Origin of the sequence: Cryobacterium sp. CAN_C2 (assembly GCF_015751745.1) — a bacterium.
In the GTDB taxonomy this organism is placed as follows: Bacteria; Actinomycetota; Actinomycetes; order Actinomycetales; family Microbacteriaceae; genus Cryobacterium.
In genome coordinates this window covers 62,388-86,051 of record NZ_JADOUX010000004.1, presented here as the reverse complement: position 1 = coordinate 86,051, position 23,664 = coordinate 62,388, and the positions used below count along the sequence as shown (strand labels likewise).

The following is a 23,664-nucleotide window of genomic DNA, read 5'->3' as shown; positions in this document are numbered from 1 at the left end:
CCGATGCACCTGAGCGAAGACCTCCTCGTTCTTGGCATTCTGTTCGTCGTTGCCTACGTTCTTGGCCGCCTGGGCAAACTGATCGGGCTCCCCACCATCCCGATCTATATGATCGTAGGCGTACTCGCGAGCCCGAACACCGACTTCTTCCCCCTCGACTTTCAGTCCAGCGACATCGAGCTCATTGCCGTGTTCGGCTTGATTCTTCTGCTCTTCAGCCTCGGCCTTGAGTTCGACCAGGAAGAGTTCTTCGGCAATGCCAAGACCCTGATCATCTCCGGTGGGTCCTGGGTGCTCATCAACATGGGCGCCGGCTTCATTTTCGGTCTGCTCGTGGGCTGGGGTCCTCGCGAAGCCCTGGTCATCGCCGGCATGACCGGTACCTCCTCGAGCGCGATCATCACCAAACTGCTCATTGAACTGCGGCGCCTCGCAAACAAAGAGACCCCGATGATCCTCGGCGTCACCGTCGTCGGCGACATCTTCATCGCCATCTACCTCTCGATCGTCTCCGTCGTGCTCAGCGGTGCAACCGAGATCTGGCCGATCGTGCTGCAACTTTCCATCGCGTTCCTTTTTCTCGTGGCCATGTTCTCGCTCGCCCGCTGGGGCGGGCGCGTCGTTTCGCGCCTCATGCGCACCAAAGACGACGAACTGTTCACCATTTTGTTCTTCGGCCTCGTGGTGTTGTTCGCCGGTATCGGTGAGATCATCGGCGTCACCGACGCGATCGGCGCATTCCTGATCGGCGTCGTGCTCGGCGCGAGCAGCTACCGTGCCAAGATCGAACGCGTCGCCGTGCCGCTGCGCGATATATTCGCGGCATTCTTCTTTCTTAACTTCGGCCTCGCCCTCGACATGGCCCAGTTCGGTTCGGTGATCGTCGTCGTGCTCATCGCCATCGTGATGACCTTTCTGCTCAGCCTGTTCTCCGGGGCGCTGCTGGCCTGGCTGCACAAAATGGGGCCTCGTGAGGCTCTCAATACTGCCGCCATCTTCGTCAACCGTGGCGAGTTCACCCTGATTCTGGCGACACTGTCGGTGTCGGCCGGGCTCGATCCGCGGCTGCAGCCGTTCGCGGGCCTCTACGTCCTGGTCATGGCTATTCTCGGTCCGCTGTTCGCGGCGAATTCCGAGAAGATCGGATCGGTTCTGCGCCGCCGGGTGCCGGCGTCCGTTGCCGCCCGCCCACCGCGCAACCCGATGCTTGATGAAGAGATCGCTCTCGTCGAGGCGGCGACCGCCGCCCAGGCAGCGGATGCCGACGAGTACACCCGTCGTCCAGCCAAGCGGGTGGTCGACTCGGCCAATTCCCACCCGGCGGCCGATACGGTGAACACAGTGAAACGCTCGCATCCGGCCGATTCTGGTCTGGATCCGATGGCTGATTTCGCTCTCGGTCAGCACTCCCCAGAACCCGATGATGATGCCGACAGACCGGCACGCAAACCCGGGCGAGAAACCCACACAGGTGACTATTCGTGATCAGAATGATGGTGCGCCCCCGCTGGGTGGCCGCACTGCTGCTTGCCCTCGGCATTGCCGCGGCCTTCGCCCTGCTCGGGCACTGGCAGTTGGAGCGCGCCATCGAGTCCGGCGTGGTCGTGGAACGCAGCACCGAAGAGGTGAAGCCGCTCACCGACGTTGCCCAGCCTGACGGCGGGGTGACGCAGATCGCGACCGGCCAAATGGTTACCGCCGACGGCACGTGGGTGGCCGGTGACGAGCAGCTCATCACGACGCGCTTCAACGGCGGCATCTCGGGATTCTGGGTCGTCAGCCATTTTCAGACGGATGCCGACGCCGCCAGCATCGCCGTCGCGCGCGGGTGGGCCCCCGACAAAAGCACTGCCGAGGCCGCCGTGGCCACGCTGCAGGCCGCACCCGAGATCGGCTCTGTCACCCTGACCGGACGCTTTCTCACCGGCGAGGCCCCGGAGCTGCCCGACCCCCAGGGCGACCCAATGGAGCTGACCAAGGTGGCACCATCCGCTCTGATAAATCTGTGGGCTGATTTCACCGATCAGTCGGTGTATTCCGCATATATCGTCGACGCTGCCGCCCCGGCCGGGCTCGACGTGATCGACTCCCCGGTGCCCGACGTTGATCAGTCGCTGAACTGGCTGAACATCTTCTACGCGATCGAGTGGGTCGTCTTCGCCGGGTTCGCAGTGTTCCTCTGGTACCGCCTGGTGCGCGACGCCCTGGAACGCGAGCAGGAAGAGGCAGCGCTCGAAGCGGTGACTGCGAGCGCTCCCAGCGCGGGCGCATAGAATTAGTCCATGCCACTTGAACCCAAGCCCGCCGATATTTCCCGAATCCCCGGTGCGCTTCGGCTCTACCAGGTGTCGTCCATTATCACCGGTGTCTTTCTGCTGCTGCTCTGTGCCGAGGTGTACGCCAAGTTCATCCTCGGCTATGAACTCGAAATGAACGGCGCCGAGGGCTTTCTCGCCTTCGTGCCGCGCGAAACGGTCGCCGCCATCAACCTGAGCACCATCATTTTGATCGTGCACGGCTGGTTCTACGTGCTGTACCTGTTCGCCGATTTTCGGCTCTGGAGCCTGATGCGCTGGCCGTTCCCGCTCTTCGTGCTGATCGCGCTCGGCGGCATCATTCCCACGCTCTCGTTCTTCCTGGAAGGCCCCATGTCCCGCCGTGTCAAGCGTTACCTCGAGCAGATCGAAGTGAAAAAAGCTGCCGAGGTGCGTTCATGAGTGCACTCGTTGACACAGCGGATGCTCCCCTCGCTGACTCCGGTCTCGATCGCCCCGTTCTCGTGGTTGACTTCGGTGCGCAGTACGCGCAGCTGATCGCTCGGCGCGTGCGTGAGGCATCCGTTTATTCTGAAATCGTGCCACACACGATCACCGCCGCCGAGGTGGTCGCCAAGAATCCGCGCGGAATCGTGCTGAGCGGCGGGCCGTCGAGCGTCTACGCCGACGGCGCCCCCAGCTTCGACGCCGACATCTTCGACCTCGGCGTTCCCGTGCTCGGCATCTGCTACGGCTTTCAGGTGATGGCGACCGCCCTCGGCGGCACCGTCGCCCACACCGGAGCCCGCGAATACGGCTCGACCCCGGTCACCGTGAGCAACGGCGACAACGTGCTGCTGGCCGACCAGCCCGACAGCCAGACCGTCTGGATGAGCCACGGCGACTCGGTCGCCACCGCCCCCGAGGGCTTCACCGTGCTCGCCTCGTCGACCTCCACCCCGGTCGCCGCGTTCGCCAACGACAAGAAGCGGCTCTACGGCGTGCAGTGGCACCCCGAGGTCAAGCACTCCGAGAACGGCCAGCACGTGCTCGAAAACTTTCTGCACCGCGCCGCCGGCATCAACCCCGACTGGAACAGCGGCAACGTCATCGCCGAGCAGGTCGCCAAGATTCGCGCCCAGGTCGGCACCGGCAAGGTCATCTGCGGGCTCTCCGGCGGAGTCGACTCCGCCGTCGCCGCCGCCCTCGTGCACAAGGCCATCGGCGACCAGCTCGTCTGCGTCTTCGTCGACCACGGGCTGCTGCGTCAGGACGAACGCCGCCAGGTGGAAGAGGACTACGTCAAGGCCACGGGCATCCGCCTGGTCACCGTCGACGTACGGGAGCAGTTCCTCACCGCTCTCGAGGGCGTCAGCGACCCGGAGACCAAGCGCAAGATCATCGGCCGCGAGTTCATTCGAACCTTCGAGCAGGCCCAGGCCGAACTCATCAAGGAAGCCGCCCAAACCGACGGCGACCCGATCGCCTTCCTCGTGCAGGGCACCCTCTACCCCGATGTCGTTGAATCCGGCGGAGGCAGTGGCACCGCGAACATCAAGAGCCACCACAACGTGGGTGGCCTGCCCGATGACCTCAAGTTCGAACTGGTCGAACCATTGCGCACCCTGTTCAAGGACGAGGTACGCGCGATCGGCGCCGAGCTCGGCCTGCCGGCCGAAATCGTTCAGCGCCAGCCGTTCCCCGGCCCCGGCCTGGGCATCCGCATTGTCGGCTCGATCACCCAGGAACGCCTCGACCTGCTGCGTCAGGCGGACGCGATCGTGCGCTTCGAACTGACCGCCGCCGGCCTCGACCGCGAGATCTGGCAGTGCCCGGTCGTACTGCTGGCCGACGTGCGCTCGGTGGGCGTGCAGGGCGACGGCCGCACCTACGGCCACCCGATCGTGCTGCGGCCGGTGTCTTCAGAGGACGCGATGACCGCCGACTGGACCCGCCTGCCCTACGACCTGCTCGCGAAGATTTCTAATCGCATCACCAACGAGGTCGACGGGGTCAACCGCGTGGTACTCGACGTCACGTCGAAGCCGCCGGGGACCATCGAGTGGGAGTGACCCCGCGCCAGCGTGTCAAGTAGGGCCGGCTCTCGAGCCGGCCCTACTTGTGTCTGCGAGGCATCGGGTCGCCGCCGGGTCATGCCAGTGGTGGGCTGAGCTTATAGCTTGGCGTTTTCCGCCACGGACGCGCTGCGAGCACTCGCGTAGCCTGCCATCGTCTGCCTCCGGATGCGGTCACAACCCTTGAGTTTGATAACGCATCGCGTTGTGCTCGTGCTGTGATTCTGTCTTTTGCCGGAAAGCATGCCGAGCGAGTCTTGCGTCGGAAACACGTCCAACAATTTAGTCCAGATCTGCAGCGCGCTGCGCACCGCAAACTCCTGATCTTGGACGCGGCGGAGACTCTGAAAGATTTAATGATGCCGCCGGGAAACCGGTTGGAGTCGCTGCAAGGTACGAGGCAAGGTCAGCACAGCATCCGGATCAACGCGCAATGGCGAATCTGCTTCATCTGGACGCAGGCAGGACCCGAAGACGTTGAGATTACCCAGTACCACTGAGCGGAGTCAGCATGACGACCGCACATGAACCCATTCATCCCGGCGAGATCCTCCTAGAGGAATTCTTGAAGCCACTTGAGGTCAGCCAGTACCGCCTAGCTCACCAAATCAACGTGCCGCCGCGTCGCATCAACGAAATCGTGCACGGCAAGCGCGCGATCAGCCCCGACACTGCCCTCCGCCTTGCCAAGGCCCTCGGCACTTCGGACCGCTTCTGGATGAATCTGCAGACTCGATTTGATTTGGAAATCAGCGCTGCAGCAAACGAGCATGAACTCAACAACATTCACCTCCTGATCGGCAACTAGCGGAGTCCTGTGCTACCCGCGTGGACCCTGGTTTCGGTGCGGGTATTCATGCGTCTGCTGACGAGATTCGCGTGCACACCCGTGACACGGTCGTGACGCGGTCGTGACACGGTCGGGCACGGCCCCGTCGTGCTCCCGCTGTGGGTGAATGACCACGGCGGCCAGCATCGCGCACCCGATGAAGACAAGGCCGCCGACGGCGATCGGCAGCGACAGGCTGACGAGGGCCAGTATGCCGCCGAGGGCGGACCCGAGGGCCAGACCGACGAGGCTGAGCACGCGTGACGCTGCATTAACGCGTCCTCGCAGAGCGTCGGGGACGAGTCGCTGCCGAAGGGAGTTGGCGCAGATTCCCCACACCACGGCGTGGAGGATGTAGACCGCCAGCAGCACTGCAGCGACCCCGGCGTTGGTGGTAAGCGACAGCGCGAGAAGCGCCGCTGCCCCCGTGAGTAGACTCGCAACAATCGTGCAACGGTAGCCGATCCATCCTCGGACCCGCGCGGTGGTGAATGATCCGATCAAGCCGCCGAGCGCTGAAATTGCGAGGATTAGGCCGTAGCCGACAGCATCGAGGTTGAGGCGCTGGCCGGCAAAGAGAACGAGGATCGAGAAGGGGAGCATGTAGCCCACGCTGGCGAGAGCGCCGATGAGTGCCAGCCCACCGACCGTGCGGTTTTTAACGAGCCACCGGGCACCCTGCATGGCCTTGAGAACAGCGGGCTCGCGTAGCGCAGGCTCAGTCCCCGAGCCGACACCAAACCAGCGGATCGGCAGCGCCAGTGCGAGAAGTCCGGCCGCAGCCCAGAGCCCGCCGATGAGATACATGGGAGCCGCGGCCGCGACGGCAAACACGAGTCCGCCAAGCGGCGGGCCCGCGAACTCATCGGCAATCAGCTGTGCGGCCGAGATTCGACCATTGGCGCGATCCAGCTGCTCGGTGGGCACGATCGAGGGCAGCAGAGAAACGGATGCGTTATCCGCCGCGCTCTCCAGCGTTCCGATCACGGCAAACACGGCGTAGAGCAGCGGCAGGGTTCCCAGCTCTAGCTGAAGGGAGACGGCCAGGGCGATCACGACGAGTCCCCTGATGAGGTTGGCGCCGATCAGCAGGGTGCGTCGATCGACTCTATCGACCCACACCCCGATGGGCAGCGCGACCAGAAGCCGAACCAGGGCGTAGGTTGTCGCCAGACCCGCGACGAGTCGTGGATCGTCGGTGATCGATGCTGCCAAGAGCGGCATCGAGATGAATGCGACCCCGTCAGCGAGATTGGAGGAAGCACTCGATGCCCAGAGCGCTCGAAATGGGCGACCGAGCGACATGACCCCGAGTATATGGCAGGCCCACGCTGCGCTCGCTCACTCGGGCAGTCCTGCAGCAGCCGTGGCGAGCCCTCTACGCAGGACTTCAATTCGCTCAGCGGATCGTGCGTAGACGCTACTTGCGGTCGCTCCGCTGACGACTGCCGTGCCTGGTTCGGCCCGAGGCAGGCTCAGTCCTTGGGTGCCTTGAGGTAGCGACGAATCGCGAGGATGACCACCCAAGCGAGGCCGAGGAGCACGATGGCGCTGCCGATATAACCGAAGATGGCGTTCATGCCGTTTGCTTCGAGCGGGAGCAGCGTGTGCAGGTCAGTGAAACTCATTGCTTAAGCCAACCACAGTGTGGGGTGCGTGGGGTACGAAAAAGCGCCCTCGTTCCTGGGAACGAGGGCGCTTGATCGAGAGCGGGTGCTGCTACTCGCGGGTGAGGGCGAAGATGCGCAGCAGCTCGACGTAGAGCCAGACGACGGTCATCATGATGCCGAACGCACCACTCCAGCCGTACTTTCGCGGCAGGCGGTTGTTGACGCCCTTCTGGATGAAGTCGAAGTCGAGCACGAGCGAATACGCGGCCATGAGCACCGCGAGAATGCCGATGACGACGCCGAGCTTGAGATCGATGCCGAGAATGCTGATGCTGGCACTGCGCATGCCGAACGCCTGGTCGGTGCCACCGAAGATCATCATTCCGAGGTTGACCAGCGAGAACACGCCGTAGCCGACCATGGCGATCAAAAAGACCTTGGTCGCCTTCTTCGAGGCACGGATCTTGCCGCTCTTGAACAGCAGCAGGGTGACCACGACGACGACGAGGGTTGCGAGGACGGCCTGAGTGACGATGCCGGGATAGATGACCTCAAACACACTGGAGATGCCACCAACGAACAGGCCCTGCGCCGCGCCGAACGCGAGGATCAACGGAGCCGACGGCTCTTTCTTGAAAGTGTTGACCAGTCCGAGCACGAAACCGGCGATCGCACCAAGAATGAACAGGAACGGCAGCACCGGAGTGGCGACCCAGGAGATCACCGCTGCTACGAGCAGCAGCGCGAACCCGAGGCCGGTCTTGGTGATGGTGTCTTCGTAGGTCATGCGTTCGGTGTCTTGCGAACCAGCGGAGGGCCGGTTGTACATCGACTGCAGATCGTTGTCAGAAAGGGCCTGCGACGACGCCACTGCGCCACGAGCGCCGAACGCCTCGTTGCGGGAGAAAGCGGGGTTGGAGGATGCCATGGGTTGAGCACTCACAATCAGCTGGTGGAGTATTCGATGCGCGCGGGTAAACCAACGCGCAGCGCCTGGTGCGGCACATCGACAACGGTACCCGAAAGTACATGCAAATACGCAGTAGATCAGCTGATTTGCAGCAATGCGGGTCGTGTTTCAGGCAGTGTTGCAGGCCGCGACGGCTGGGGCAGGACGGGGCAGTGTTGCCGGCCCCCAGCATCCGTTCTGGTGGCGCGGTTAGCCTGAAACCATGTACCCGATCGTCATTGGCCACCGCGGGGCAAGCGGCTACCGGCCCGAGCACACCCGTTCAGCGTTCGAGCTCGCGTTCGCCCTCGGTGCCGATGCCGTCGAACCCGACCTGGTCGCGACCCGCGACGGCGTGCTCGTCATCCGCCACGAGAACGAGATTTCGGGCACAACGGATGTCGCCTCCCGGCCCGAATTCGCCGCTCGCCGCACGGAGAAACACATAGACAAAACGCGCGTCACCGGGTGGTTCACCGAGGACTTCACCTGGGCCGAACTGAGCACTCTGCGCGCCAGGGAACGCCTGCCCGCCCTGCGGCAGAGCAACACGACCTTCGACGACCAACAGCCGATTCTGCGACTGCGTGACCTGTTCGACCTTGTCGACGCCGCGGCCGAGCAGACCGATCGTGTGCTCGGCATCGTCGCCGAGATCAAGCACGCCAACTATTTCGCCGCACTCGGCCTGCCGCTGCCGGAACTATTCGCCGCCGAGGTCTTCGCGGCCGGCTGGAACACCGACCGGCTCACCGTGGAAAGCTTCGAACCGAGCGTGCTCGCCCAAGTTCGAGCCAACGGCGTGCGCGGCAAACGTATCTTTCTACTCGAAGACCACGGGCATCCGGTCGACCAGCTCGTCGATGAGCGCGCCGATCGGGGCGCCGGGGCTCTGAGCTATGCCGACCACCTCACCGCCGACGGCCTCGCGAGCCTCGCGGTGGGACGCTCGATTACTCGGGCGGCCGGCGGCATCCGCAGCAGCATGGCCACGAGCACGGCGACGAGCACGGCCACGAGCGACACCGGTCGTGACGGCTGGGGCCTCGACGGCATCAGCGTGCCCAAATCGCTCATCCTCAAAACGGATGACGCGGGCGAGGTCACCGGGGCAGCCGCTCTGGTCGACGACGCCCACGCCGCGGGGCTGGAAATCTACTGCTGGACCCTGCGCCCGGAAAACAAGTTTCTGGCGAAAACGTTTCAGAGCGGCACCCGCGCAGCAGACTTCGGCCACTGGCAGTCGGAGTTTCGTGTCATTCTCGACTCGCGCATCGACGGCGTGTTCGCCGACCATCCCGATCTTGCCGTGCGCGTACGCGACGAAATGGGCTGACCAGCCCTCGTGTCCGGCCCTCGTGTCCGGGGCCTCGCCTACACTGGAAATCGATATGACCACACCTCTTAACGCGGAATCCGCGCCCGCAACCTCTAATCGTTCGGCCACGCCGATCATTCTCGATGCCCATGGACAAGCGGCGAATGGATACCCGGGCACCGGCAGCGCTGCGCAAAGCCCACTGCTCGACGGGCTGAACCCGCAGCAGAAAGAGGCCGTCGAATACCGAGGGCAGGCGCTGCTCATCATCGCCGGCGCCGGCTCGGGCAAGACCAGCGTGCTCACCCGCCGGGTCGCGAGCCTGCTCGAAACCCGCGATGCGTGGCCGAGCCAGATTCTCGCGATCACCTTCACCAACAAGGCCGCCGCCGAAATGCGTGAGCGCGTGCACGCCATCCTCGGCCAGGGGTCCGACGGAATGTGGATCAGCACCTTCCACTCCTCGTGCGTGCGTATTCTGCGCCGTGAAGCTGAGAAGATCGGCCTGTCGAGCACGTTCAGTATCTACGACTCGGCCGACAGCAAGGTCACGCTCAAGCGAATCATCAAGGGGCTCGACGCCGACACCTACGGGTTCACGCCCGGGTCCGCGGGCGCCAAGATCTCCAAGCTCAAGAATGAGCTCGCCGATGCCGACTCCTACGCCCGCAACGTGAACATGAGCGACCCGCAAGAGGTCATGTTCGTCGAAATCTTTCGGCAGTACACCGCCAGGCTGCGCGCCGCAAGCGCGCTCGACTTCGACGACCTCATCGGAGAGACCGTCTACCTGTTCCGCGCGTTCCCCAAGGTCGCCGCGCTCTATCGGCGTCGGTTTCGGCACCTGCTGGTCGACGAATATCAGGACACCAACCACGCCCAGTATGCCCTCGTGCACGAGCTCACCCGCCCGGTCACGGCCGAGCTTGCCCAGGAGATGGAAGAGGACGGCGTGCACGTGCGCAACCTACGCGACGCCACCGGCGCCATTCCCGGGGCGTCGCTCACCGTGGTCGGCGACTCCGACCAGTCGATCTATGCCTTTCGAGGGGCCGACACTCGCAATATCAGCGGGTTCGAGCGCGACTACCCGGGAGCGAAGGTGATTCTGCTCGAGCAGAACTACCGTTCGACCCAGAACATCCTCTCGGCGGCGAACGCGGTGATCGGCCACAACTTCGACCGCACCGACAAGAAGCTGTGGAGTGCGGGCGGCGACGGCGAAAAAATCGTCGGCTACACCGCGTACTCCGGGCACGACGAAGCGCAGTTCGTATCCGACGAGATTCAGGTGCTGCACGCGGCCGGCATGGCCTACCGCGACATGGCTGTGTTCTATCGCACCAATGCGCAGACCCGAGCGCTCGAAGAGATTCTGGTGCGCTCGGCCACGCCGTACCGGGTCGTGGGCGGCACCAAGTTCTACGAGCGGGCTGAGATAAAAGATGCCCTGGCCTACCTCATCGCCGTCGCCAATCCGGTCGATGAACTCGCCCTGCGCCGCGTTTTGAACACCCCCAAGCGTGGCATCGGCCCGGCCACCGAGACCGGGCTCTCGAGTTTCGCCGACGACAACGAGCTCACCTTTCGGCAGGCCATGCGCACCTCCGCAGCCCTCGGCCTCGGCCCGAAGGTGACCGGCGCCATCCTTAAGCTCGCCGAACTGCTCGATGCGGCCGCGCTCATGCTCGTGCCCACCGCGGTCACCGATGACGGTGTGGGGGTCGGCGGCGCGAATGTCTCCGAGGTGCTCGAGTTTCTGTTGAACGGGAGCGGACTGCTCGCCGGCTTACGAAACAGCCGCGACCCGCAAGACGAGGTGCGTGCCGAGAACATCGAGGAGCTCGTCGCCCAGACCAAGGATTTCAACAAGGAGAACCCCGACGGCGGGCTCGTCGACTTTCTCACCCAGGTGTCGCTTGTCGCGGCGGCCGACGATCTCGACGATGCCTCTGGCACGGTCTCACTGATGACCCTGCACACCGCGAAAGGCCTCGAATATGAGGCCGTGTTCCTCACCGGTGTCGAGGAGGGGCTGCTGCCGCACCAGATGTCGGCGAACGAACCCGGGGGCCCGGCCGAAGAACGACGCCTGTTCTACGTGGGCATCACACGGGCGCGCAAGCGGCTCTACCTCTCACTCGCCATGACCCGGGCGCAGTTCGGCGACATCAACGTGGCGATGCCAAGCCGCTACCTGCAGGAGATTCCGGCCGAACTGATCGATTGGAAGCAGTCGCCGGGCATGGCCAATTCTCGCGGCGGTACCCAGCCGCGCGCTCTCAATGCCCGCCGCGACGGCGGATTCGGTGGCTTCGGTAACTCGCTGGGCGTGTCGAGCAATTCCAGCGACGGCTTCGGCGGGCGCAGCAAGCAGCAGGCCGGACTACCGCCGGGCAAACCGAAGACCGAGTGGGCGAACAGGATCACCGGAACGGTGCGCGACAACGGCAGCCTCGAGCTGGCGGCGGGCGACCGCATCCGTCACCATGACTTCGGCGAGGGCCGGGTCAACCAGGTCACCGGCGAGGGCACGAAGCGCATCGCACACGTGCAGTTCGATACCGCGGGCGCCAAGAAACTGTTGATCAAGATCGCTCCGATCGAAAAGATCTAGCCTGCACCCCGTTGGTCCCGCTCGGGACACCCAGCCCGAAAGCGTGAGAGTGGAAGGCGCGCTCCCTGCGCGCCTTCCACCGCATGATCGGCACGACGCTCGGGGTCGGCCTGACCGTGCTCGTTTTACTGCCGGGCCCACTGGTTACCGTGCTCATTCTGATCATCGCGCTCGGCCAATTCGGTGCCGAAATTCTCATCGGCCGACACTACGGAGCCGCCCTGATCTCAGTGACCCCGCTCGCTCTGACCGTGGTTCACCTCACGAGTCCGGTTGCGATGACGACGCTGTGAGCATCCGTGAACTGGCCTCGACCCCCATCTGCCCGCCGATAACGAGGCATTGACGACACACAGATTGTTCACAGGTTGTCGATAGCTGTTCGATGGGCGCTCGCCTGATGCTCTACTCATGAGCCTCGACACACGTACCACCCGAACCGGCCCGGCGCCCGTGCACCGCGCGCACGGTGCCACGGTGCACCCGGCCTACAAGAAGCGGATGCGCCTGGCCGACAGCCTGCAGATTCTCTGCGTTTTGTCGGTCGCCGTCGTCATCGCCATCTTTCTCGCTGATGGGGGAGCCGCCCGGTTCGGTACCGCGGCTGAAGCCTTCACCTCCCTCGGAATCGTCGCCGGCCTCGTCGGCACCGACCTTCTCCTCGTAATGCTCGTCCTGGCCGCCCGGCTGCCCCCGATCGACCGCGCGTTCGGCCATGACCAGGCCATGGCCGTGCACCAGTCGCTCGGCAAGCCCGCCCTGCATCTCATTCTTGGTCATGCCGCGCTGCTCATCGCCGGCTATTCGCTCGCCGAAAACGTGAACGTGTTCGTCGAGATCTGGAACATGTTCACGAGCCTGCCCGACATGCCGCTCGCCTTTCTCGGACTGGCGCTCATGATCGGCGTCGTCATCACCTCGCTCGTGGTGGTGCGCCGCAAGTTTCGCTACGAGGCTTGGCATGCCGTGCACCTGCTCGCCTACCTGTCAGTGCTCGTCGCCATTCCGCACCAGTTGAGCGTGGGCAACCTGCTCAGTGAGGGCGCCATCGCCCGCTACTACTGGCTCGCTCTCTACGTGGCGGTCGCCGGCTCCATCATCTTGTTTCGGTTTCTGCTGCCGGTCACCCGGTCGTTGCGCCACCGCATCGTCGTGGACCGCGTGGATGCCGTCGCTCCCGGCGTGGTCTCGATCACGTTGCCGGGTCGGCAGCTGGACAAGCTCCGGGCGACCTCCGGACAGTTTTTTGTCTGGCGGTTCTGGGCCCACGGACTCTGGTGGCAGGCACACCCCTTTTCCCTGTCGTCGGCTCCGAGCGAGCGCGGCCTGCGCATCACCGTTCGTGGTCTCGGCGACGCGTCCCAGCAGCTTCCCCAATTGACGCGCGGCACCCGGGTGAGTTTCGAAGGGCCCTACGGACTGTTCACCCAGAACGCCCGCACATCTCCCCGCGTGGTGCTGATCGCCGCCGGAATTGGTGTCGCTCCCATTCGCTCGCTGCTGGAAACCGTGTCCTTCGCGCCCGGCCACGCCACCGTGCTGCTGCGCTCTCACTCCCTCGGCGATACGTACCTCGTCGACGAAGTCACTGATCTGTGCCGGATGCGCGGCGCCGAGCTGCGCATCTTTGCCGGCAAACGACCCACGGGAGTCAGTACCTGGCTGCCAGCGGATGCCGCCCGGGCCGGCATCACCCTGCGCAAGATCGTGCCCGAGCTCCAACAGGCCGATATCTACATCTGCGGCCCCCGCCCGTGGACCGACGCCGTCGTGCGCGATGCTCGCGCCGGCGGGGTTCCCAAGAAGCAGATCCACTACGAAAGGTTTGACTGGTGAGAGCGCGCGCCGCGATAGCCGCCACCCTCGCGTCGCTGTCTGTCGTCGCAATCGGCTGGGAGCTGGGCGCGGCCCAGATCGATGCCGCACAGAATCTGGCCGCAACGTCGGGCACCACGAGCACCGTGCCAGCGACTGCCGCCGCTCAAGCTGCTGCTGCGTCTACCGCCGCGGATGCCTCCGGCTCGACCGCAACTGCGGCCCCAGCGTACGCGGCTCCAGCGACCGCGGTTCCAGCGAACGTGGCTCCCGCGGTCGCGGCGTCTGGCACCTTCACGGGATCGGTCGCTCCGACCCGGTTCGGCAACGTACAGGTCTCGGTGACCATCAACGCCGGTGTGATCTCCGGCGTCACGCCCCTACAGCTGACCAACCACGACGGGCGCTCGGTACAGATCAGCAACTACGCCGCCCCGGTTCTGCTGTCCGAGATTCTCTCGGCGCAGTCGGCGAGCGTACACAATGTCAGCGGCGCGACCTATACCACCGATGGCTACCTGCAATCACTCCAGTCGGCACTCGATGCTGCGGGGTTCTGAGCCGGCGCGCGTGAGGACCGCGGCCGGATCGGGGGCGGCAGCCGGGTTCCCGTCGATGGGCACGGTCATCAGCCTACGGCTCGGCGAGGCCGATGGCGGGTTCGTTCTGCACGACGATGCGCTCGACGGTATCCAGAGGGAGGCTGACCACGCTGCCCAGCGGGTCGCTTGCGCGGCCGCGCGGGCGATCGTGGAGCCGGTGTTTCACCGCTGGGATGAGCGCTTCAGCCTGTACCGGGAGTCTTCGGAGCTGAGTCGCATCGCGCGCGGGGACATCCGCTTGCCTGAAGCCAGTGAGGCCGTACGTGATTGCTACGCCCTGGCGCTCGACTGGCGCGACCGTACCGATGGAGTGTTCACGCCGCATCGGGCAGACGGGGTGATCGACCTCTCCGGGGTCGTCAAGGCGCTCGCGATCGCCGAATCCGATGCGGCGCTGCGCACTGCAGGGCTGCATGACTGGACGGTCAACGCCGGTGGCGACATTCTTGTGTGCGGGGGATTGAACCCGGGCTCCGAATGGACCGTGTCGATCGTGAACCCCCGGGATCGGCTGGACGCACTCGTCACCGTGCCGCTGCGCATCCCGATGCGGGCCGTGGCCACGTCGGGCAGCGCCGAGCGCGGCGAGCACATCTGGACTCCGGCGCCCGGCGGCCTGTCGCCGTTTTGGCAGGTCAGCGTGTTTGCTGCCGATATCGTGACCGCCGACGTGCTCGCGACGGCAATCGTCGCTGGCGGCGAAGCCACCCTGAACCGGTGCACCGAACGCTTTTCGATTGACGTGTTCGCCGTCCTGCGCGACGGGCAGCTGCTTGCGACACCCGGGCTGCGCCAGGTCAATCCGGCCCGCACTGACCCTTGTTGACGTCTGGTACGAGGGGTCGCTTGGCGCGCGAGTATGTGTGGGTGGTCCCGGTGACGCCTAATCCAGGCCGAGCAGACGGTGTTCCGGGTCGAGGGCACCCAACATTCGGCCACAGATCTCGCTCAGTTGCGCCACGTGACGCTCGCTCAGCGGGTCGAACACGACGGTGCGCACCTCTTCGACGTGTCCGGGCGCGCTCGCCACGACCTTGGCCCAGCCCTGCTCGGTGAGATTGGCGAGGGAGGCGCGGGCATCCGTTCGTTGGGTTTTTATTGCCCTACTCGGGCCGAACGACATGCAAGCCAACCTGCGCGGCCGCGGCGCTCTGCTGTGCGTCATAGGTAATGAATTCGTCGGCCTCGCTGCGAAGTGCAGCGGCAATGTGCATCGCATCGAGGCTGCGAAGACTTGTTCCCTGGATCAGCCCTGCTTCCCGACAGAGCGCCCGGTCCATTTCCAGAAGCGTCACCTGGGAGATGATGGCCGTCACGTCAGTCTGGGGGATCCGCGTTCGCGTTGCCGTACGACGTAGTTCCGTTTCGAGCAAGGTCGCAGAAACGAGGATAGAGTCCCCTGCAACATCATCAAGGTGCGCGGTCAGGGCCGGTGACTCGGGCTCGTCTGAGATGAGTTTCGCGACGGCGGAGGTATCCAGATAGGTAATCACCGTTCTTCTCGAAGCTCGTCAAGAATGGCACCGGTTCCACCGGGGATGGTTCTCCGCTGCACGTCGCTCAAGCGGCCTCGCTTGCGCGCGGGATAGTGCTTGATCCCTGACAGTGGCGGGGCTGGCGGCGGTGAGAGCACGGCGACGACTTCACCATGATTCGTTATCTGGAAGGTCTCGCCAGCTTCGACCGCACGCAGGACCTCAGCGCTGTTGTTGCGCAGCTCGCGATGCGGGATCGTTCGTGTCGTGCCCACGAGTGCAGCACTCGTAGCACTCTGCGTATATTCTCTGACCCTCGCCACGCGGCGTTCTACGAACGCGACGCCATCGTCGACTCTCATTCCGGTGACAGCTCGTTCTCACTCTTGGCCCGTCGTTGCTGGCCGGTGCCGGGCAGAAACTCCGGCTCGCGGAAGGTATCCGTTGGGAACGTGGCCGGCACGAATGACATGACCGCAGTTCATCAGGAGTTCGATAAAACTCGAACATGATTCATCTGTTTAATCCTTGTTTACTTCTTTTTCCTTGGTTATCACCCGACAAGGAGGCGGTGCGCGAACGGGTGCGACGCACGAGGGCGGTGATCGCGCGCCAGCCGATCAGAAAGTCGCCGAGCACGACAGTCATGACGATCGCGAAGCTCACGTGCACACCCTGACCGCTCACAACCCGCAGCAGCAATGAAGTACGTCAGAAATTTAGGGGATACGAGCGAATAAATCGTCGATCGTTCCGACCACGGGCATGTTCGTCGCGTTGCTCGAGACGTACACCGTGATTCCGAGACCGCCGGCCGTTTGGAGCCCGGCCGTCGCATCCGTGACCGTACGTTGCCACGTCGTCGGCTCGGCACCGCTGACCGGCCAGACCTTCGCCTGCACCGTAGTCGGATTCACCCCCGTGACCTGCACCCGAACGTTGAGCCGGTCTCCGGCGGCCACCGTCAGACCCGGCACGTTGATCGCGGACTGAAGAACGACCTCCCCAGAGCCGGAGCCGTTCACACGCACCAGCGAGAGGGCGACCAGCCCGGAGGAGCGCAAGACGATCTTCGCCTGATAGGCACCAACCCCGACAATGCGCCGACCACTGGCCGAGATGAAGATACCGCCCCCGGTGGCAACCTTGTCGGAAGACACGACGAACTGCACATCGGTCTGCGCCTGGGATACCTGGGCGAGATAGGCGTTGGCCGTCACCCCGGCCGTCGCAACTCGAATGCGCGCCGCGCCGTCGACCGAGAACATGGTGGAACTCCCAGTCGTGGTCCACGCCCCGCCCACCTCGGCCGTGCCGAGGCCGTTCGTCACCGTTCGTGAGAAGGAATCCACGGCGAAGGGCGGCGTTCCGGTGCTGACGACGACGGGGCGCGTCGTGCTGCCGGTCGCACTTGCATTGTCGGTCACGGTGAGCGTCACGGTGTAGGTCCCGGCCGTCGCAAAGCTGTGGGCAGCGGTCGCACCGGTCCCGACTGCTCCGTCGCCCCAGTTCCAGGCGTAGCCCGTTATGGTCCCGTCCGGGTCGCTCGAGGCACTCGCGTTGACGCTGCAATCGAGCGCAGTGCAGGCGGCCGTGAAGGAGGCGACGGGCGCCTGGTTGACGGGCGTGGCGCCAGCGGTGATCGTGAAGGCATCCGTGAACGTGCCGCCCAGCACGGGCAGGAACCGCGCCGTGAGCGTATCGGCGGTCGTGCTCACATCGAGGTAACCGAAGGTGGGATTGGAGTTGAGCCCCGCTGACGCCGCAAAATACGGTGCCTCCGAGTCCCCGATCGTGAGGTCCCGAAGCGGCGTCCCTCCCGTGCCGACGGTGTCAAATACGGTGCCGGCTCCCTTGACGAGCGCATTGTCGCCGTCGGCGACACAGCCGGCCGTGAAAGTCCCCGGCACGATCGCAGTGCAGGATGCGCCGAGCGCAAGCTGTTTGCTGCGCGCGTAGTTGTGCTCGTGGCCGGTCAGTACGAGGTCGACCCGTTTAGAGACGAGGAGGTTCATCAGATCGGCGCCGGATTCGCACCCGCCCCGCCCGACCGAGATGCATTGCTTGTGCATACCGACGACGACCCAGGGAATACCGGCGCCGCGTGCACCGTCGATCGTATTCGAGGTCCACTGGTACCGCGGGGTGCCCACCGCGTACGACCAGACACCATCCACGAAGGTCAGCTCGGGAGAGATCATGATGAATCGCACGACCGGATTGACCTGCGGGACGTCGACGTAGTACTGGCGACCGTAGGTTCCCACCACGCCAGGAAGTTGGTTCGGCAGGCACGCCGTGAAGTCGTTGATATTGCCGTTCAGGCCATTGCTCTCGTGGTTTCCGGAGATCGCCTCGAACGGGAATCCGGCACCGACCCTCGTTGTGACGAAGTCACACCAGGTCTGTTCAGCCCCGGTGGAGCCGTAGCTCAGGTCGCCGAGCGTGAAGTGGGCATCGGGACGTGCCGCGCCGACCTGGCTCAACATCGCGCTCGCGGCCGCGCTTGCGCTCACGTCTCCTGCCGCGGTGAAGTGTACTGTTCCCTGGGCAGCCACCGCCGGGACGATCGCGGCGGGCGACGGGGTCGACCCCACGAATGCGGCCAAGACGAGGGCCGCGCCGGTGGCCCCCGCGGCAAATGACCTGCGTGCATTCATGGCCGACTCCTCATACCTCTGCCGCGTTCGACGATTGGCACCGGACACCTCAAGAGGTGCGTGACACGCGTCTTGCAAAGCAGAATAGACCCTGCGCGCGGGTGAGGCAATGACCCGTCCGCAACGGGATCGATCGACCGATAAGGGATGTCGGTGGCGCGCTTCCCGAGCTAAACGGAGCCTTCAGCATCGGCAGAATCGTATCGATGACGTACCATGCGTCGCCTCTCATCGCGCTGATGATCGTCAGAAGTACCGATTCTCCTCGGTGTAAAGCACTCGGCCATCAATAGCGAAATTGCGGTCAGGCTCTTCGTCGTCTAAGAGATCCTGCGAAAATTCAATCTGGTCGGTCTGCTCGGCCGCCACGATGGCTGACCCCAGGGGAGTCAGCCCAGGGGCCTTGTCGAGGGAATCCCATCCGTCTGCGTGCGCCAGTTCGTAGAGTGCTGCGCCCAAATGGCTGACCGTCGATTGCGCGTTGACTTCTGATTCACCGGGTCGATTTTCGAGGAATTTCCGCCGTCCGGCGGCAAGAACTTCATCGTCGTCGTAGTCATCGTCATTCTTGATGGCTCCAAACGGGTAGCTATTGCCCGTGAGATCGAATTGTGCATCGGCGTACGCAACCGCAGCCCTCCTCACCACTGTGTTCATGTCCATGACCTCAACCCATGAGGTCCCAAGTTCCGCGCTCGTAAAGAGGTCAGGCGTGCGCGGCCGAACGTGAGCGGTGAACGAGGGCGGCGACGGCGCGCCAGCCGAGCAGGAAGACGCCGAGCACGACCGTGGTGACGATCGCGAAGCTCAACTGCACGCCCTGGCCGCTCACGACCCGCAGTAGTAGACCGAACCCGACCGTTGAAACCCAGATTCCGAGGCCGGTGAAGCGGATGCGGCTCGGGCTGCGCCAGGCGCGCAGCAACAGCCAGCCCAGAATGAGGCCGGCGAGGAACGGCCAGTAGGTGACCAAAGCCCCCAGCAGGCCCTCGTTGTGGCTGGCGCGCCCGATGAGCACGAACACCAGCACGAGGACGGCATCGACGAGAAAGAATAGAGCGTTTCGACGGGTAGGCACTCGTCCAGCCTAATCGGGTCAGACGTTGCCGCCGATGAGGGCCCCGATGAAGTAGGTCACCGCGAGAGCGAGGATCCCACCGAGGACGATGCGGGCGATGGCACGCGGCTTGGGGCTGTTGCCGAGGTGTGCGCTGAGCCAGCCGGTGATGGCCAGGGCCACCAGAACCGCGACGAACGTGGCGCCGATGCGCCACTCCGCCGGCGGCAGCAGCACGGCGAGCAGGGGGAGCGCCGCGCCGACGGTAAACGCGATTGCGGATGCGTAGGCGGCGTGCCACGGATTCGACACGTCCTCCGCGGTGATGTGCAGCTCAACTTCGAGGTGCGCCGCGAGGGCGTCGTGCTTGGTGAGCTCGACCGCGACCTGGTGGGCGGTGTGGCTGGAAAGGCCCTTGGCCTCGTAGAATCCGGCCAGCTCGGCGAGCTCCTCCTCCGGCTGGTTCTCGAGCTCCCAGGTCTCCTTCGCGATGAGGGCTCGCTCGGAGTCGCGCTGACTACTCACCGACACGTATTCGCCGAGGGCCATCGAGATCGCGCCAGCGAGAAGGCTCGCGACCCCGGCGATGAGGATGACGTGGGAGTCCGTGGTGGCGGCGGCGACACCCACCACGAGAGCGGCCACCGAGACGATGCCGTCGTTCGCGCCCAGCACGCCGGCGCGCAGCCAGTTCAAACGTGACGCCAGGCCGGCCGCGTGCGGCTCGACGGCTTGCTTTAAAACAGTCATAAGAATAGATAAGCACTCTGTCGCGCGGCGGTCCAGCAAGGTGTGGCTAGCCTTTCACGGGTGGTGCCGGTGCTCGGGTGGGACTTGACCCCCCAATTCACGCGATAGAGTTTCAGATGGTCGGTATGTCTTGATGTCGAGCTATATTTGCGGCAATGACTGCTGTCACCATCAACCTCAACAGCGGTAAGACCGCTGAGACGCGGATTGGAAGAGCAGCGTGGATCTTTACGAATACCAAGCCAGAGACCTCTTTGAGGAATATGGTGTGCCGGTTCTGCCGGGCATCATCGCGGACACCCCCGCAGAAGTGCGTGCAGCGGCCGAAAAGCTGGGCGGCGTGGTCGTCGTCAAGGCGCAGGTCAAGGTTGGCGGCCGCGGCAAGGCCGGCGGCGTCAAGGTGGCCAAGAACCCCGATGACGCCGAGGCCGCAGCCCAGGGCATCCTGGGCCTCGACATCAAGGGCCACACCGTTCACCGCGTCATGGTGGCCGGCGGAGCTCGCATCAAGCAGGAGTTCTACTTCTCCGTACTGCTGGACCGATCCAACCGGTCCTACCTCTCGCTCGCCAGCTACGAGGGCGGCGTGGAGATTGAAGTTCTCGCCGTCGAGAAGCCCGAAGCGCTCGCCTACACGGCCGTCGACCCGATGGTCGGTATCGACCTCGCTGTTGCGAAACAGATCGCCATCGACGCGAAGTTCCCGGCCGAGCTCGTCGACAAGGTCGCCCCGGTCTTCGTCAAGCTCTACAACGTGTTCACGGGTGAAGACGCGACCCTGGTCGAGGTCAACCCGCTCGTCCTCACCGAAGAGGGCGATATCATCGCCCTCGACGGCAAGGTCACGATCGACGAGAACGCCGACTTCCGTCACCCCAAGCACGCCCTCCTCGAGGACGCTGCTGCGGCTGACCCGCTCGAAGCCAAGGCGAAGGCTGCCGGCCTCAACTACGTCAAGCTCGACGGTCAAGTCGGCATCATCGGCAACGGCGCGGGGCTCGTCATGAGCACCCTCGACGTCGTCGCGTACGCCGGCGAGAACTTCGGCAGCGTCAAGCCGGCTAACTTCCTCGACATCGGGGGCGGAGCATCCGCCGAGGTCATGGCCGCCGGCCTCGACGTCATTCTCGGCGACCCGCAGGTCAAGAGCGTGTTCGTCAACGTATTCGGTGGCATCACCGCGTGTGACGCTGTCGCCACGGGCATCGTCGGCGCGCTCGCCGAGCTCGGTTCGAGCGCCAACAAGCCGCTCGTGGTGCGCCTCGACGGCAATAACGTCGAGGAGGGCCGTCGCATCCTCGCCGAGGCGAACCACCCGCTCGTAACACTGGCCGCCACCATGGACGAGGGCGCCGCCAAAGCCGCCGAGCTCGCCCACGCAGCGAAGTAAAGGACAACCAAGAATGTCAATCTTCCTCAACAAGGACTCCAAGGTCATCGTTCAGGGCATCACCGGAGGTGAGGGCACCAAGCACACCGCCCTCATGCTCAAGGCCGGTACCCAGGTCGTCGGTGGCGTGAACGCCCGCAAGGCCGGAACCACGGTCGTGCACGGCGACGTAGAACTGCCCGTGTTCGGCACGGTCGCCGAGGCCGTCGCCACGACCGGCGCCGACGTCTCCATCGTTTTCGTGCCGCCGGTATTCACCAAGGATGCCGTCATCGAAGCGATCGACGCCGAGATTCCGCTGCTCGTCATCATCACTGAGGGCGTGCCGGTGCAGGACTCGGCCGAGTTCTGGGCTTACGCCAAGGCCAAGGGCAGCAAGACCCGCATCATCGGCCCGAACTGCCCCGGCATCATCACCCCCGGTGAAGCACTCGTCGGCATCACGCCGGCGAACATCACCGGCAAGGGTCCGGTCGGACTCGTCTCCAAGTCAGGCACCCTGACCTACCAGATGATGTACGAACTGCGCGACCTGGGCTTCTCGACCGCGATCGGCATCGGTGGCGACCCCATCATCGGCACGACGCACATCGACGCCCTCGAGGCGTTCGAGGCTGACCCCGAGACTCTCGCGATCGTCATGATCGGCGAAATCGGCGGCGACGCTGAAGAGAAGGCCGCGGAGTACATCAAGGCGCACGTCACGAAGCCGGTCATCGGCTACGTGGCCGGCTTCACGGCCCCCGAAGGGAAAACCATGGGCCACGCCGGCGCCATCGTCTCTGACGGCGCCGGAACTGCCCAGGGCAAGAAGGAGGCCCTTGAGGCCGCCGGAGTCAAGGTCGGCAAGACGCCGAGCGAGGCTGCCACACTGCTCCGTGAGGCACTGGCCGCACTGTAAGCAACACGCTGTACGTGAGGGGTTCGCCGGGTTATCGGCGGGCCCCTTCTGCGTACCGGGCGCGTGCTGGCGAGCATTGTCGGCAAGGCGATATAGGCTCGCAACGGATGAACCGCATAACGACCGCCCTGCTCGCCGCTCTCGAGGCATTACTTGTTGTCGCCATTGGCATTGGCATCGCCATGGTGCCGCTCACCGTACTCTGGGCCGCGCACTTCGGCCTGTCGGTCGAATGGTTCGTGTTCTGGCGGGCCGCCGCCGATATCTGGCTGCTTGGCAACGGCGTCGACCTCACGGTGCAGCTCGGCCCCGACGTGGCCGCCGCGCTCGGCCTGGCCGGCGCAGACACCCCCTTTCTCATCTCGATCGTGCCGCTCGGCTTCGCCATGCTCTCCGTGCTCATGGGCGTGCACACCGGCCGTCGCGCCGCAGAAACCCCGCATCGCTGGACCGGCGTCGGCGTTGCGGTGGGTACCTACGCGCTTCTCGCCTCGCTCGTGACGCTGTCCGCACTCGCGGAAACGGTGAGGCCCAACCAGCTGCAGGGGCTCGTGCTGCCGACGCTCATCTATGCGGTCGGGGTTCTGGTCGGGGCGGAACTGGGGCGGCGCAAGACCGCGGGGGCCGTGGCCGGTCTGGATCGGGTGAGCCGCGGAATCCGCTCGTGGTACCAGCGGATGCCGCAGCCCGCCCGCACCGTCATCGAGGGTGCCCTGCGCGGCGGAACGGCCGCTGCCGCCGGGGTGCTGATCGTGTCCGCCGTTGCCGTGGCCGCGCTCATCGCGGTCAACTACGCGACCATCATCGGGCTCTATGAGGCGGTGCAGGCCGGCGTTTTCGGCGGTGCCACCATCACCCTCGCCCAGCTCGCCCTCATTCCCAACCTCGTCATCTGGGCCGCTGCGTGGTTCGTCGGGCCCGGAATCGCGATGGGTGTGGGAACCACCGTGTCGCCGATCGGTACCGTCGTCGGCACCCTGCCCGGCCTGCCGCTGTTCGGCGCGCTGCCGCAGGGGACCCCCGCTTACGGCTTTGTCGGACTGCTCGTGCCCGTGCTCATTGGTTTCGTGTTTGCCGTCGTGACCCGGCAGTTCCTGGACCGCACCGGGGTGCCTGAACGCACCACGCTCGAACACGTGCTCAGCGGCCTCGGCATGGGTGTCGTCGGCGGCGCGCTCCTCGGCCTGCTCTCCTGGTGGTCGGCCGGGGCAATGGGCCCCGGTCGCCTGGTCGAGGTCGGGCCGAATGCGTTGATGGTCGGCGCGCTCGCCGCAGCCGAAATCGGCGTCGCGGCGGCCCTCGGCATGCTCTCCGGCCGGGTACGGGTCCCCTCGGTGCTCCGCGCCAAACGGTAGGCTCAA

The 23,664-nt window shown here is 64.8% G+C and carries 26 protein-coding genes; 15 read left to right on the top strand and 11 right to left on the bottom strand.

Annotation, left to right across the window (positions count from 1 at the left end):
• Positions 1-3 precede the first annotated feature (3 nt).
• The 6 genes from IWX77_RS04875 (at position 4) to IWX77_RS04850 (ending at position 5,138) form a co-directional block, all read left to right on the top strand.
• Entirely contained in the window at positions 4-1,485 is a 1,482-nt protein-coding gene (locus IWX77_RS04875; protein ID WP_196843403.1) for a cation:proton antiporter, read from the top strand.
• A gap of 5 nt (positions 1,486-1,490) precedes the next feature.
• Complete coding sequence (locus IWX77_RS04870; protein WP_297412740.1) at positions 1,491-2,273, top strand: SURF1 family protein; 783 nt, start codon at positions 1,491-1,493, stop codon at positions 2,271-2,273.
• 9 nt (positions 2,274-2,282) lie between these two features.
• Complete coding sequence (locus IWX77_RS04865; protein ID WP_196843401.1) at positions 2,283-2,717, top strand: DUF3817 domain-containing protein; 435 nt, start codon at positions 2,283-2,285, stop codon at positions 2,715-2,717.
• A complete protein-coding gene (gene guaA, locus IWX77_RS04860) occupies positions 2,714-4,327 on the top strand; it encodes a glutamine-hydrolyzing GMP synthase (protein WP_196843400.1) in 1,614 nt (537 codons plus the stop codon). The genes IWX77_RS04865 and guaA overlap by 4 nt, the downstream gene beginning before the upstream one ends.
• A gap of 221 nt (positions 4,328-4,548) precedes the next feature.
• Entirely contained in the window at positions 4,549-4,830 is a 282-nt protein-coding gene (locus tag IWX77_RS04855) for a type II toxin-antitoxin system RelE/ParE family toxin (protein ID WP_196843399.1), read from the top strand.
• An 11-nt stretch (positions 4,831-4,841) separates the two neighbouring features.
• Positions 4,842-5,138, top strand: coding sequence for a HigA family addiction module antitoxin (locus IWX77_RS04850; protein WP_196843398.1), 297 nt, complete (start codon positions 4,842-4,844; stop codon positions 5,136-5,138).
• Positions 5,139-5,150: 12 nt separating this feature from the next.
• On the opposite strand, the gene IWX77_RS04845 is transcribed toward IWX77_RS04850, so the two are convergent.
• From IWX77_RS04845 to IWX77_RS04835, 3 genes are all read right to left on the bottom strand, one after another.
• Positions 5,151-6,464, bottom strand: coding sequence for an MFS transporter (locus IWX77_RS04845; RefSeq protein ID WP_196843397.1), 1,314 nt, complete (start codon positions 6,462-6,464; stop codon positions 5,151-5,153).
• Positions 6,465-6,634: 170 nt separating this feature from the next.
• Entirely contained in the window at positions 6,635-6,787 is a 153-nt protein-coding gene (locus IWX77_RS04840) for a hypothetical protein (RefSeq protein WP_196843396.1), read from the bottom strand.
• 91 nt (positions 6,788-6,878) lie between these two features.
• Positions 6,879-7,697, bottom strand: a complete 819-nt coding sequence (locus tag IWX77_RS04835; RefSeq protein WP_196843395.1) for a Bax inhibitor-1/YccA family protein — start codon at positions 7,695-7,697, stop codon at positions 6,879-6,881.
• 244 nt (positions 7,698-7,941) lie between these two features.
• Between IWX77_RS04835 and IWX77_RS04830 the strand changes: the two genes are divergently transcribed.
• The 6 genes from IWX77_RS04830 to IWX77_RS04805 all read left to right on the top strand — a co-directional run bounded on the left by IWX77_RS04830 (position 7,942) and on the right by IWX77_RS04805 (position 14,896).
• Positions 7,942-9,054 (top strand): glycerophosphodiester phosphodiesterase family protein, encoded by a 1,113-nt coding sequence (locus tag IWX77_RS04830; protein ID WP_196843394.1) that lies wholly within the window; start codon positions 7,942-7,944, stop codon positions 9,052-9,054.
• 55 nt (positions 9,055-9,109) lie between these two features.
• Positions 9,110-11,653 carry an ATP-dependent helicase gene (locus tag IWX77_RS04825; RefSeq protein ID WP_196843393.1) on the top strand — a complete coding sequence of 848 codons (2,544 nt, stop codon included), beginning with the start codon at positions 9,110-9,112 and terminating at the stop codon, positions 11,651-11,653.
• A gap of 65 nt (positions 11,654-11,718) precedes the next feature.
• Positions 11,719-11,946, top strand: a complete 228-nt coding sequence (locus tag IWX77_RS04820; protein ID WP_327012076.1) for an FUSC family protein — start codon at positions 11,719-11,721, stop codon at positions 11,944-11,946.
• Positions 11,947-12,064: 118 nt separating this feature from the next.
• Positions 12,065-13,489: a ferredoxin reductase family protein gene (locus tag IWX77_RS04815; protein WP_327012067.1), complete on the top strand. Its 1,425-nt coding sequence runs from the start codon at positions 12,065-12,067 to the stop codon at positions 13,487-13,489.
• The gene (locus tag IWX77_RS04810; protein ID WP_196843390.1) at positions 13,486-14,028 is read left to right on the top strand and encodes an FMN-binding protein; all 543 of its coding nucleotides are present in this window, start codon (positions 13,486-13,488) and stop codon (positions 14,026-14,028) included. Before IWX77_RS04815 ends, IWX77_RS04810 begins: the two co-directional genes overlap by 4 nt.
• Positions 14,029-14,083: 55 nt before the next feature.
• Positions 14,084-14,896, top strand: a complete 813-nt coding sequence (locus IWX77_RS04805) for an FAD:protein FMN transferase (RefSeq protein WP_196843389.1) — start codon at positions 14,084-14,086, stop codon at positions 14,894-14,896.
• A 57-nt stretch (positions 14,897-14,953) separates the two neighbouring features.
• On the opposite strand, the gene IWX77_RS04800 is transcribed toward IWX77_RS04805, so the two are convergent.
• The 8 genes from IWX77_RS04800 to IWX77_RS04765 form a co-directional block, all read right to left on the bottom strand.
• On the bottom strand, positions 14,954-15,193 hold the full coding sequence (locus tag IWX77_RS04800; RefSeq protein ID WP_196843387.1) for a hypothetical protein: 240 nt from the start codon (positions 15,191-15,193) through the stop codon (positions 14,954-14,956).
• Positions 15,174-15,563 (bottom strand): type II toxin-antitoxin system VapC family toxin, encoded by a 390-nt coding sequence (locus tag IWX77_RS04795; RefSeq protein ID WP_196843386.1) that lies wholly within the window; start codon positions 15,561-15,563, stop codon positions 15,174-15,176. Before IWX77_RS04795 ends, IWX77_RS04800 begins: the two co-directional genes overlap by 20 nt.
• Positions 15,560-15,907, bottom strand: a complete 348-nt coding sequence (locus tag IWX77_RS04790) for a type II toxin-antitoxin system Phd/YefM family antitoxin (protein ID WP_196843385.1) — start codon at positions 15,905-15,907, stop codon at positions 15,560-15,562. The genes IWX77_RS04795 and IWX77_RS04790 overlap by 4 nt, the downstream gene beginning before the upstream one ends.
• Positions 15,908-16,058: 151 nt before the next feature.
• On the bottom strand, positions 16,059-16,247 hold the full coding sequence (locus IWX77_RS04785) for a DUF3054 domain-containing protein (protein WP_196843384.1): 189 nt from the start codon (positions 16,245-16,247) through the stop codon (positions 16,059-16,061).
• A gap of 17 nt (positions 16,248-16,264) precedes the next feature.
• On the bottom strand, positions 16,265-18,205 hold the full coding sequence (locus IWX77_RS04780; protein ID WP_196843383.1) for a PKD domain-containing protein: 1,941 nt from the start codon (positions 18,203-18,205) through the stop codon (positions 16,265-16,267).
• A 246-nt stretch (positions 18,206-18,451) separates the two neighbouring features.
• Positions 18,452-18,868, bottom strand: a complete 417-nt coding sequence (locus IWX77_RS04775; RefSeq protein WP_196843382.1) for a hypothetical protein — start codon at positions 18,866-18,868, stop codon at positions 18,452-18,454.
• A 43-nt stretch (positions 18,869-18,911) separates the two neighbouring features.
• Entirely contained in the window at positions 18,912-19,283 is a 372-nt protein-coding gene (locus tag IWX77_RS04770) for a DUF3054 domain-containing protein (RefSeq protein WP_196843381.1), read from the bottom strand.
• A gap of 18 nt (positions 19,284-19,301) precedes the next feature.
• Positions 19,302-20,012: a VIT1/CCC1 transporter family protein gene (locus IWX77_RS04765; RefSeq protein ID WP_196843380.1), complete on the bottom strand. Its 711-nt coding sequence runs from the start codon at positions 20,010-20,012 to the stop codon at positions 19,302-19,304.
• A gap of 220 nt (positions 20,013-20,232) precedes the next feature.
• Here IWX77_RS04765 and sucC point away from each other — a divergent pair, with 220 nt between their 5' ends.
• From sucC to IWX77_RS04750, 3 genes are all read left to right on the top strand, one after another.
• Positions 20,233-21,402: an ADP-forming succinate--CoA ligase subunit beta gene (gene sucC, locus IWX77_RS04760; RefSeq protein WP_196843379.1), complete on the top strand. Its 1,170-nt coding sequence runs from the start codon at positions 20,233-20,235 to the stop codon at positions 21,400-21,402.
• A gap of 13 nt (positions 21,403-21,415) precedes the next feature.
• The gene (gene sucD, locus IWX77_RS04755) at positions 21,416-22,303 is read left to right on the top strand and encodes a succinate--CoA ligase subunit alpha (protein WP_196843378.1); all 888 of its coding nucleotides are present in this window, start codon (positions 21,416-21,418) and stop codon (positions 22,301-22,303) included.
• 107 nt (positions 22,304-22,410) lie between these two features.
• Complete coding sequence (locus IWX77_RS04750; protein ID WP_196843377.1) at positions 22,411-23,658, top strand: cell division protein PerM; 1,248 nt, start codon at positions 22,411-22,413, stop codon at positions 23,656-23,658.
• The last annotated feature ends 6 nt before the right edge of the window (positions 23,659-23,664 follow it).